The organism is Shouchella lonarensis, assembly GCF_900096965.1.
Classification (GTDB): Bacteria; Bacillota; Bacilli; order Bacillales; family Bacillaceae_D; genus Shouchella; species Shouchella lonarensis.
This window is the reverse complement of sequence record NZ_FMYM01000002.1, coordinates 253,245-265,564: the sequence shown is the minus strand read 5'-3', so window position 1 is coordinate 265,564 and position 12,320 is coordinate 253,245. Positions and strand designations below refer to the sequence as shown.

General features: G+C 43.2%; 8 protein-coding genes. All 8 read right to left on the bottom strand.

The features are described from left to right. Positions 1-60: 60 nt before the first annotated feature. Complete coding sequence (locus tag BLT29_RS02930) at positions 61-1,143, bottom strand: DUF4097 family beta strand repeat-containing protein (protein ID WP_090774817.1); 1,083 nt, start codon at positions 1,141-1,143, stop codon at positions 61-63. Between the two features lie 137 nt (positions 1,144-1,280). Further along, positions 1,281-4,145 (bottom strand): excinuclease ABC subunit UvrA, encoded by a 2,865-nt coding sequence (gene uvrA / locus BLT29_RS02925; protein ID WP_090774816.1) that lies wholly within the window; start codon positions 4,143-4,145, stop codon positions 1,281-1,283. 4 nt (positions 4,146-4,149) lie between these two features. After that, positions 4,150-6,120: an excinuclease ABC subunit UvrB gene (gene uvrB, locus BLT29_RS02920; protein ID WP_090774873.1), complete on the bottom strand. Its 1,971-nt coding sequence runs from the start codon at positions 6,118-6,120 to the stop codon at positions 4,150-4,152. 204 nt (positions 6,121-6,324) lie between these two features. Next, a complete protein-coding gene (locus BLT29_RS02915; RefSeq protein ID WP_141769833.1) occupies positions 6,325-7,488 on the bottom strand; it encodes a PDZ domain-containing protein in 1,164 nt (387 codons plus the stop codon). Between the two features lie 154 nt (positions 7,489-7,642). Further along, the gene (locus tag BLT29_RS02910; RefSeq protein ID WP_090774814.1) at positions 7,643-9,061 is read right to left on the bottom strand and encodes a S41 family peptidase; all 1,419 of its coding nucleotides are present in this window, start codon (positions 9,059-9,061) and stop codon (positions 7,643-7,645) included. Between the two features lie 120 nt (positions 9,062-9,181). Continuing rightward, positions 9,182-10,483: a murein hydrolase activator EnvC family protein gene (locus BLT29_RS02905; RefSeq protein WP_176763770.1), complete on the bottom strand. Its 1,302-nt coding sequence runs from the start codon at positions 10,481-10,483 to the stop codon at positions 9,182-9,184. Between the two features lie 27 nt (positions 10,484-10,510). After that, positions 10,511-11,401 (bottom strand): permease-like cell division protein FtsX, encoded by an 891-nt coding sequence (gene ftsX / locus BLT29_RS02900; protein WP_090774812.1) that lies wholly within the window; start codon positions 11,399-11,401, stop codon positions 10,511-10,513. Beyond that, on the bottom strand, positions 11,391-12,077 hold the full coding sequence (gene ftsE, locus BLT29_RS02895; protein ID WP_090774872.1) for a cell division ATP-binding protein FtsE: 687 nt from the start codon (positions 12,075-12,077) through the stop codon (positions 11,391-11,393). Before ftsE ends, ftsX begins: the two co-directional genes overlap by 11 nt. Positions 12,078-12,320: the final 243 nt, after the last annotated feature.

The following is a 12,320-nucleotide window of genomic DNA, read 5'->3' as shown; positions in this document are numbered from 1 at the left end:
CACTTACGTATGTGGAAGTCGGGAAATATATTTTCCGACTTCCGCACACGCTATGCTCTTTCACTCATCTTCCACAGTAATGGAACCCGTATTCGCAGTTGCCCGGACACGGACGCGTTTTTCCTCACTTGCATTCGATACAATATGCATAAATCGTTGTGCAAGTTCTTTGCGTTCTTCCATCACTTCGCTATTTGCCAAACGATTATGGATCGAGCCAACATTTGATTTAAGTTTCGCTTCAAATCGTACTTCAGGCGCCACACGCAATTTCACACTGCCCGTCGCAGTTTTCAAGTCGACATACCCAAGTTCAGCAGCTTTTGCTACGGTGTAGTCAATCGTTCCGTTACCCGTTTCGATATCCGCATCTTCTATCAAACCTGTCACTTTTACTGAACCATTTAACGTTTTCGCTTCAAGTAATTTTACCTCGCTTGCTTCACTCGTCACACTACCGTTCATTGTTTCCATTGATGCTTTCTCAGCCGTTAACTGTGACAGTTTAATCGCACCATTCGTTGTCTTCGCCTGGAATGTGTTAGCATGAAGTGATGCTGCTTGTAACGTCCCATTAAAAGTGTAAAAAGAAACATCTTGATACTTGTTTTTAGGGACGTGTAACACGGCCCGTACTTTAAATGATTTAGATTTCGTTTTAAATGTGAATGCTTCTTCCGATACGGAAAAGATCGATTCTCTTAAAAAGAGTTCGCGCGCTTCTTCTTCATCTTTTACACGATAAGCTTTGACTTCACAATCGAGTCGTATGCCTGGGTCGTCAGAAGTTTCGACTTGCACAGAACCGTTTTCTAACGCCACAGATAAAGACGCCGGTGTTATTTCATCATGCAAAAATGTATGGTCAAACGCTACAACATGACCAAAATTAAAATCGAGGTCACCATCACGTACTTTTTGGATTGCGGCTTCAAAAAAGTTTCCTATTTTTGATAAAGGGGTTTCGTCTGAGTTGTCACTAAAAATTTTTGACCGCTCTTTTACGGGCGTCACCTTTCCCGACTCACCTTTTTGTGAATCAGCCGTTTGATCCTGTCCAATGGCTTCAAGCAATCGCGTGCCTTCCTCCGCCGTAATCTTTCCGTCCTCAATCATCTTTAAAATCATCATCCGCTCTTCCATGTCGATCTCCTCCCACTTCTTCTATCATCGATATTTTAGAAGTATGCAGTACGAAACGAAAGCAGTCGCCTCGATGCTAGCCTCTACCAATGTATACGAAAATACTTGCCCTCATGTTTCATCTTTTGATGATTTTTTTACTCAGTAGAAATATGACTGGCAGAAACGGTGCGTGCTTGATCACGTTCGAGCACTGGCTTTAAATATTTCCCTGTATATGAAGCTTCGACCTCTGCCACTACCTCAGGTGTGCCGGAAGCAACAAGCATACCGCCACCGTCACCTCCTTCTGGACCAAGATCAATCACATAGTCAACCGTTTTAATGACATCCAAATTATGCTCAATGACAAGGACTGTATCGCCATTATCAACAATACGCTGTAACACTTTTAACAAACGATCAATATCATCCACATGCAATCCTGTCGTCGGTTCATCTAAAATATATAACGTCCGTCCTGTTGCTCGTTTGTGCAACTGTGATGCCAACTTCACTCGTTGCGCTTCACCACCAGATAACGTTGTGGCCGGCTGACCTAAGCGAATGTAACCTAAACCAACATCAAGTAACGTCTCGATTTTCCGTTTAATTTTCGGGATGCTACTGAAGAAGTTGACACCTTCTTCTACAGTCATCTCTAACACATCAGCAATTGTTTTCCCTTTATATTTCACTTCCAATGTTTCCCGATTGTACCGTTTGCCATGGCACACTTCGCATGGTACATACACATCTGGTAAAAAGTGCATCTCAATTTTAATGATGCCATCACCACGACAAGCTTCACAGCGACCACCTTTGACATTGAAGCTAAAACGTCCTTTTTGGTATCCCCTTACCTTTGCTTCATTCGTCATCGCAAACACATGGCGAATATCATCAAATACGCTTGTATACGTAGCTGGGTTCGAACGCGGCGTTCGACCGATTGGTGACTGGTCAATGTCAATAATCTTGTCAATCTCTTCCATTCCAACGATCTCAGCGTGCTTTCCTGGTTTTTCTTTTGCTCGGTGTAATTTTTGCGCCAATGCTTTATGGACAATTTCATTGACAAGTGTACTTTTACCAGAACCAGAAACACCTGTCACCGCAACAAACAATCCAAGCGGGAACGTCACATCGACTTTCTTCAAGTTATGTGCCTCCGCTCGTTTCACTGTGAATGACCGTTCTGTCACTGGGCGCCGCGTCGTTGGAACAGGAATAAATTTTTCCCCAGACAAATAGTTTCCTGTTAACGAATCGGGATTTGTCATTAATTCTTCCGGTGTCCCTTCTGCTGTCACAACCCCACCATGTATACCTGCTCCGGGACCGATATCAATAATATAGTCTGCAGCAAGCATCGTGTCTTCGTCATGTTCAACAACAATCAATGTGTTACCTAAATCACGCATATGCTTCAATGTTTCGATGAGACGGTCATTGTCGCGTTGATGCAAACCAATGGATGGTTCATCTAAAATATATAATACACCCATAAGTGAAGAACCAATTTGCGTCGCTAAACGAATCCGCTGCGCCTCACCACCTGATAACGTTCCGGCTGCGCGAGCAAGTGACAAATAATTGAGACCAACATTGATTAAAAAACCGAGCCGATCTTCAATCTCTTTAACAACCAATCGGGCAATCGCCCTCTCTTTTTCGGTCAATTGGAGTTGCGCCATAAACGCAGCCGCTTCTGTGCACGACAGCTCACTCACTTCACCAATATGTTTGCCTCCTACAAAAACAGACAGTGACTCTTTCTTTAGTCGGTATCCTTTACAAGCTGGACAAGATTTTTCTGTCATATAGGACGCCATTTGGTCACGAACATAATCAGAGCTTGTCTCGCGGAAACGCCGGGCTACATTTGCGAGCACCCCTTCAAATACGATCGCATGTTTACGTACATGACCAATTTCATTTTCATAGTGAAAAGGGATTTTCTCAGTGCCAGCCCCTTCTAACAAAATGTTTTGTTGCGACGTTGAAAGAGATGCAAATGGTACGTCCATATCAATGTCGAAGTGCTCACAGACCGCTTGTAATAATTGTGGGTAGTAAGTCGAACTCACTGGTTCCCACGGTAGTAGTGCATGTTCACGTAATGACCTCGTAGGATCGAGTACAACCAAGTCGCGGTCTACTTCCATTTTCATACCTAATCCATCGCAAGACGTGCACGCCCCGTATGGACTATTAAAAGAAAACATCCGCGGCGCAAGCTCTGGAATCGAAAAACCGCACTCCGGGCACGCATGGTGTTGACTAAACAATAATTCTTCACCGTCAATAATATCAACCAACACCCGTCCTTCCGCTAAAGAAAGCGCGGTTTCCAAGGAATCTGCCAAACGAGGTTGCACACCTTCTTTGACGACAATTCGGTCAATCACAACTTCAATTGTATGCTTTTTATTTTTTTCCAGCACGATTTCCTCATCTAACTGATGCATGTCACCATCAATACGTACCCTGACGTAGCCATCCTTCTTCAACTGCTCTAACGTTTTCACGTGCGTGCCTTTTCGGCCTGTGACAATCGGTGCAAGAATTTGTAGCTTCGTCCGCTCAGGAAACGCTTCAATGCGATCGACCATTTGCTGCACCGTTTGCGCCTTAATTTCCTGCCCATGACGAGGACAAACTGGACGACCAACTCTCGCATAAAGCAAACGTAAATAATCATGAATTTCTGTTACCGTGCCGACCGTTGAACGTGGATTGCGACTCGTTGTCTTTTGGTCAATAGAAATAGCTGGAGATAACCCTTCAATTGCGTCCACATCTGGCTTATCCATCTGTCCTAAAAACTGGCGTGCATATGCCGACAATGATTCCACATACCGCCGCTGTCCTTCAGCATAAATGGTGTCAAACGCAAGCGAAGACTTTCCAGAACCAGATAATCCAGTCAAGACGACAAGCTTATCTCTTGGAATCACAACATCAATATTTTTTAAATTATTAGAGCGTGCGCCTTTCACATATATTCTTTCTTGTGCCACCGTATCAACCCTCCACCTTTAGTTCTAGCAACAAGTCACGCAATTGTGCTGCCCGCTCAAATTGCAATTCTTTTGCTGCTTGCTTCATTTCTTTTTCAAGCTGGGCAATAGTCGTTTGCCGTTCTTTTGTCGTCATTTTTTTCTTCTCACGATATTCCGGTGCATCTTCTGCTACATATGTCGCTTGAATGACATCTGGTACACGTTTTTGAATCGTTTTTGGCGTTAACCCATGTGCCTCATTAAACGCCGCTTGTTTCTCACGTCGCCGTTCTGTTTCACGGATAGCGACCTCCATTGAGTCTGTCTGTTTATCTGCATACATAATGACATGCCCATGTGCATTCCTGGCGGCTCTACCAATAATTTGAATCAACGACCGTTCTGAACGTAAGAAACCTTCCTTATCTGCATCTAATATCGTCACGAGCGACACCTCAGGCATATCAAGTCCTTCTCTGAGCAAATTAATCCCGACAAGCACATCGAACGTACCGAGTCGCAATTGACGAATGATATCAAGCCGTTCTAACGTTTTTATTTCCGAATGCAAATACCTCACTTTAATACCAAGTTCTTTCAAATAATCCGTTAACTCTTCTGCCATTTTCTTCGTGAGCGTCGTAACGAGCACACGCTCATTCTTTTCAATGCGTTCATGGATCTCACCTAATAAGTCATCTAACTGACCTTTCGTCGGTCGCACATCTATGGTTGGATCAAGCAAACCTGTTGGTCGAATGATTTGTTCAATCATCTCTGGCGTTTTGTCTAATTCATACGGACCTGGTGTGGCTGACACATACGCTGCTTGATTGACTTTCTCCTCAAACTCTTCAAATCGAAGCGGACGATTATCAAGCGCAGACGGCAAGCGAAAACCATGCTCAACGAGCACATTTTTCCGCGCTTGGTCACCATTAAACATCCCGCGGACTTGCGGCAACGTTACATGGGACTCGTCAACAATGAGTAAGAAGTCTTTCGGGAAATAGTCGAGCAATGTATAAGGTGTCGCACCTGCCTCACGTAATGTCAAATGACGCGAATAATTTTCAATACCCGAACAAAAACCCATTTCCGCCATCATCTCTAAGTCATGACGCGTTCGTTGCTCGATCCGTTGAGCTTCTAATAGCTTTCCCGCTTCACGCAATACATGTAAACGCGCCTCTAACTCTTGCTCAATATTTGCCATCGCTTTTTTCATTTTTTCTTCGCGCGTTACAAAGTGAGAAGCTGGGAAAATGGATACATGTTTTCGTTCTCCTTTTATTTCACCTGTGAGCGCATCGACTTCTGTAATCCGCTCCACTTCATCGCCAAAAAATTCAACCCTGATGCATTGCTCGTCCCGAGAAGCCGGAAAGATTTCAACGACATCGCCACGTACGCGAAACGTTCCACGTAGAAAATTTAAGTCATTGCGATCATATTGAATGTCAACTAATTTCCTTAATAAAGTGTTACGGTCAATCTCCATTCCAACACGGACGGATAATACTAAATCTCGATAGTCTTCTGGAGAACCTAAACCATAAATACATGACACACTCGCAATGATAATGACATCACGCCGCTCTAATAATGCACTTGTCGCTGAGTGGCGCAGCTTATCAATTTCATCATTGATGCTTGCATCTTTTTCAATAAATGTATCCGAGGAAGGAACATATGCCTCTGGTTGATAATAGTCATAATAACTTACAAAATACTCAACCGCATTGTGCGGAAAAAACTGTTTGAATTCACTATAAAGTTGCCCTGCTAACGTTTTGTTATGGGCCATGATTAAAGTCGGCTTATTCACAGCTGCAATGACATTTGACATTGTAAACGTCTTACCTGTCCCTGTTGCTCCAAGCAGCGTCTGGTGTCGGTTTCCAGCATGAATTGAGGAAACCATTTGTTCAATTGCTTTTGGCTGATCGCCTTGTGGTGTGTAATCTGAAACAAGTTCAAACGTCTTTCCCAACACGTTGAAAACCTCCCCTGTCTATCCATCTCTTACAATATCATCGGTCTCGCTCAACGAGACGAAAATTTGTTCTAAACAAACGTTCGCTCTTCATTATAGCACAATCTTTTGCAAAATCATACCGTAAACACCTCACATCACACAGTGAAAAGCAGCTACCTCGTCATGAGATAGCTGTTTTTCATTACATATCACAACCCATTAAATCACAGAATCGATCCGCTTCTCGTCTCGGCGCACAAGTAAGACACCCATTTGATGGTGCTCTCCATCATAAAGTGCACCTTGCACAAGCCGTAACTCTCCCGCTCTATCACGGATTTTCAACTTACAAAACACTGGATTTTTTTGTAACGCGCCATACAACGTCCGCTCGTCAAAAACAACACATCCATTGACATTCACAATTTCTTCGCCAATCGCAAGCCCCATCTTTGCGGCTGGACTCCCCGGTAAGATACCAACAATCCGAACGCTTTTTTCCTCTTCTGTAAATAGTGGCGGTTGTTGCTGTTCTTTTCGATAAACGTAGTAAGAGGAACTGGCATGAATGATGCCTATTGATAGCGCGCCGATAAGTGCCAACCACGGTGAAGCATACATGTACAATCCCATAGCCATTAACAACGATAGACAAGCACTTATAAAATATGGGACCGCTTCACGGCGCGCCGCAACTGTGGGCAAAAATGCATGGGTATTTTTTTGGAAACCTAATAAGAAAGGAACGAGTATTGGCTGCACGGATACATCACCAAATGTCATTGCAAAGCCTGGAAGCAAACCTTCTGGAATGAAAACAACAACTGGCAACAACCACAGTCGTTTCATTTGATGAGAACCAATCAACCGCCCTCGTTTACTATAGCTTAATTGCGGTGAAGAAAGTGTCGCACCATTATGTCGAATCAACATCCTTTGGGCAAATAACAACAATGCTTGTAAAAGAAACAAACTTGGCAGCCATGCTGCTTCTTTCAGTTGGGTAGTGAACATATTTGGAACTGAAAAGAATGAGAGCACGACAAAGCAACAAAGCACAAGGGACATCGTGTATGCAGGCGTTTGTAATTGCAATGCACGTCCGCAAAAAAACAATATCGGGACAATCGTCAAACCGAGTAATAAGGGTAACGACATTGTGATCCCGAGAGAAATGGTCAAGATTGAGATTGCAAAACCAGCCAACAAACTTGGAAGAACGGTCAGAATAAACTCAGCACGCTTTCCATATACACGTGTATGAAAAGATGCCCGTTCTTTCGCCACTCGTGTTGCCCCAATCATTGCTAAACAGAATATGCCTACATAAAACAAAGGGTGAACGAAAAAGGTGGAGAGCATCGAAAGAATTGTGTGTATCATGTTCATCCCTACTTTCTAGCAGTGAGCGTAGCGATTGTCACGCGACACCCACCTTTATTTCTAAGATGATTTGTCTTTACTCATTACATCTTTTCGCCACCAGCCTACAATAATCCTTCATATGTTGACAAATAGAGCAAAACGAAACTTGAAATCAGTTGTCACTTTTTAATTTGCTCACAGCTACTTCGATTGCTTTGTTTAACTGCACGTCATTTTTATCATCACGAATGTGCGTCAAAATTTCTTCTTGCAATCGACTCGCAACGTCTTTATTCAGCTCTCCATTGACAGTCAAGTCATGTGCTTGTTGAAAAGCTTCCATTGCCTTCACCGTCTTTTTGTCAAAATACCCATCCGTACGCCCCGTCTCAAAACCGAGTGCAGTTAAAATCTTTTGTGCATGCGCAGTTTGTTCTGAAACCGTATCATACGTTAGTGGTTCTTCAATAGACAACGCTGCTGCATAAAAATAATCGGGATGGTCTTGGGCAATCGTAGGTTCCACACCTTCATGATCAATGACATTGCCACCAGCTGTCAGCCAACGGGATGTCGTAATTTTTAACATGCTACCATCATTCATTTCTATAGGTGCTTGCACCGTTCCTTTTCCGAACGTTGTGTTACCAACGAGTTCATAACCACCGGATTCTTTTAACGCTGCCGCCAAAATTTCCGAAGCAGACGCACTACTTTCATCAATTAAACCGACAATCGGGTAAGGCTTTGTCTCTTTTAATGTCGATGTTTTCACATCCACGTTGCCCGACTTTTCTTCCACTTGCACAATGGGTTCGCCACCCGGGATCAATAAATTGCCGATTTTCTCTGTCTCATGTAAATAACCACCCGGATTGCCGCGGACATCAATAATGAGTCCATCTAATCCTTTTTCCTCTAGTTCACTTAATGCTTCAGCGAACTGTGACGCGACATTCTCAGAAAAAGACGTAATCTGTAGGCGGGCAATTGTTTTCCCATCCCGTTCAAATGATTGTACACGTACAGACTCGATTTTTATTGTATCGCGGGTAATCTCAACTTGAAAAGGGTCACTCGTACCACTCCGCTGAATCGTCAACGTCACCGATGTACCACCTTCTCCGCGGATTTTCGATACCGCCTCGTGCACAGACCAACCTTCAATTGACTCACCATCAATTTCAACAATCCGATCATTCGCTCGTAATCCTGCTTTTTCCGCAGGTGAGTCACGAAGCGGGCTCGTAATCGTTACGCCCCCGTCTATTAAACCGATTTCAGCACCTATTCCTTCAAAAGAGGATTCTAATGATTGGCGGAACTGTTTAGACGTCTCGCTGTCCATGTAATCAGAAAAAGGGTCTTCTAATGTGGAAACCATTCCTTCAATGGCTCCCTCAATAAGTTGATCACGCGAGACATCATCGACGTAATGTTGTTCAATGGTGTCGAGGGCCTTCGCCAACTTCCCACTAACTTCTTGATCATTCTTTTCTTGTTTCGCAAAGTTTTGCGAGAAAAAGAACGTGCCTATACCTATCATGAGCACAGCTGCAGCTATACCTAGCAAAATTCTTCTTAATTTCAATCTTCATCACTCCCGTTTGCACATCTCAATGATTCCTTCTTTTCATTTTAGTTGGTTATGCGGGTTGTGTCCAACATTAGTTAAAAAGCGCCCCTAGGGGCGCTTTTTAACTAATGTTCTTTATAAATATTTCATCGGATTCACAGCACTCGCCCCAAATCTAAACGGCCCTTCATGAATTTCAAAGTGCAAATGCTGCCCCGTGGAATCACCTGTGCTACCCATCAAACCAATTGTTTGTCCTTGGCTGACACTTTCTCCAGCAGCCACATATCTCTCTTTGAGATGGGCATACAATGTGGTCATTTGTTTCCCATTGACGTTATGCGTAATCGTAATCCAGTTTCCATAGTCATGTCGATAACCAGAATTGGACACCGTGCCACTTTGTGAAGCAATAATTGGGATATGTCCACGACTTGAAAAATCAACGCCATTATGCGGACGACCATTTCTCATCCCAAAGCCAGAGTAAACTCCTACACCAGGTGCTGGATGAATAAATCCAGCTGAAGACGCTGCTGGTGCTGACGAGCCACCACTGTTCCCTCCGCTGCTCGAAGAAGAGCTGCTAGATACAGCGTTTGAAGATGATTTGCTTTTACCATTACTACGGTTCGCCGAAGACTGACCACTTCCACCATTAGACGCAGCCTCTTCTTGTTTATTTAACTCTGCTTGCAATGCTGCCTCTTGGTTTTTCAAGATCTCTTCTTCTGATATAATCTCGCCAAGTTCATTTTCTAATTGTTGCTTCTTTTGGTCGAGATCGCCACGTAGCTTGTCCATTTCTTCACGCTTGGAAACCAATTCTTGTTTCAATGCTTCTAGTTCTTGCTTTTGGGCTTCCACTGCCGCTTTCTTCTCTTCTACAGCTGCCTTCATTTCTTGTAATTTTTGCTCGTCAGCAATGTGTTCATCAAGCATATCACGGTCATGTTCTGCAATGGTTGTCATTGTTGTCGCTTTAGAAACGAAATCACCAAAGTTCTGTGAGCCTAGCAATACTTCTAAATAACTTGCATCGCCACCAGATTGGTACGATTCTACTGCACGCTGCTCAATGAGTGCTTTGCGCTCTTCAATCCGCTCTTCAAGAATTTTAATCTCTTCTTGTAGCTCAAGAATTTCATCTTCTAATTTCTTTAACTGCTCTTCTGCTTCAGCTAATTTCTTTTCCGTCTCAGCTTCTTTACTACGGATAGAATCAATCTTTCCTTGAATTTCTTTTAACTCACCATCAAGTTTTGTAATCTCTGACTGCTTCTCTGATACTTTTGTTTCCACCTCTTGTTGCTTGCCTTTTAGATCACTGATTTGGGCATTCACACCGCTATTCGCTACCGCTGGTTGCACCCCACTTGAAATTAAACTACCGGCTACCGTTAATACAACTGCTGCTTTCATCATACGTTTTTTCATCATCTTGATCTCCCTTCGTTATCCCACTTAGATTTTCAAGAATTTCCGTACTGACATCGTGCTACCCCAGATACCTACTAACAATCCTACAACCAGTAACAACAAGGAAATTTGCACAATTAACTGTCCCGGTGACAGTAAGGAGTACAGTGCGTCACTTGGTGGCGATAGACGCGCATAAGCGTATGTATAGCCAAATCCCATCAATGTGATCGGGATCACGCTCCCTATTACACCAAGCAATGCACCTTCCACGAAAAATGGCCCACGAACGAATCCATTTGTCGCTCCTACTAGTTTCATAATTTGAATCTCTTTTGAGCGTGCCAAGATTGTAAGCTTAATGGTATTGGCAATTAAAAATATCGCTGTAAATAACAATCCAATGACAACGGCTAACCCAGCAATTCTTGCAAAATTGGTTACCTTGAATAGAGAATCTATATAGGCTTTGCCATACGTCACTTCTTTGATGTGTGCATTCTGCCGAATCTCAAGCGCTACTTTTTCCGTAAGCTGTGGAGATGTCGCAGTCACTTCAAGTGCATGTGGCAAAGGGTTCTCGCCTTTGAAACTTTTATATACTTCACCATTCTCTCCTGAAGAGGCAATAAATCTCTCCAGTCCTTCTTCTTTATCAATAAAACGGACGGATTCTACATCATCTAGCGCTTCTACTTCGGCAATGACTTCTTTCACTTTCTCATCGTCTGTACCTGTCTGATAAAAAGCACGGATTTCCACACTATTTTCAACCGTATGGGCAATGTGATTGCCATTTAAAAACATGACAAGGAAAAAGCCAACAATGACGAGCATGACTGTCACAGCACTGACAGAAGCAAACGTCATCCAGCCATTACGTACAAGGTTTTTTGTACCTTCGCGCATATGACGCTTCAACGTTCTAATATTCATATGCGTAATTCCCCCTTGCCTCGTCCCGCAAAATACGGCCATCTGCAATGGCAATGACGCGTCTTTTTCTTGTGTTCACAATTTCTTTATTATGTGTCGCCATGATGACTGTTGTACCAAGCTGATGAATGTTGTCAAGTACATCCATAATTGTCCATGCCGTGTCGGGGTCTAAATTTCCTGTTGGCTCATCCGCAATGAGCACTTCTGGTTTGTTCGCCACGGCGCGAGCGATGGCGACCCGTTGTTGCTCCCCTCCAGAAAGTTCGCTCGGTAAAAATTTCGCTTTATGCTCCAATTTAACAAGACCTAACACTTCAGTGACACGTTTCTCTATGTTTTCTGGTGTTTCCTCTATTACTTCTAACGCAAACGCCACATTTTCAAAGACTGTTAGCTGTTGTAACAACTTGAAGTCTTGGAAGACGACACCAATTTTGCGGCGTAAAAGTGGGATGTGCTTGTCAGGTAACGTAGATACATCGGTATCCCCTATAAATACAGCACCTTTTGTCGGACGTTCTTCTCTATACATTAAGCGAATAAACGTTGACTTTCCTGCACCGCTGGGACCGACTATGTAAACAAATTCTCCTCTAGTGACTTCCACTGTTACCCCACTAAGTGCTTTGACATTATGAGGGTATACTTTCCAAACATCTTCGAGCCTGATCATGATCACACAACCTTTTTTTCTTGTTTGTTGCAATAACATTGTTTTATTTTGTTTATCACACGGGGGCATATTACGCGTCACTTCATCATACGACGTGATCGCCTCATTACCCCTCTTCTGCGACAGGCTTCGTGCTGATTATACCATTAGAATCTTACATATAACATTACAGTTCTATTTCAGTTCTTTTCAAGGTTTGTTTCAAGCTGTCGGATGTGCTGAAAACACGCAAAAAAAGAGCGA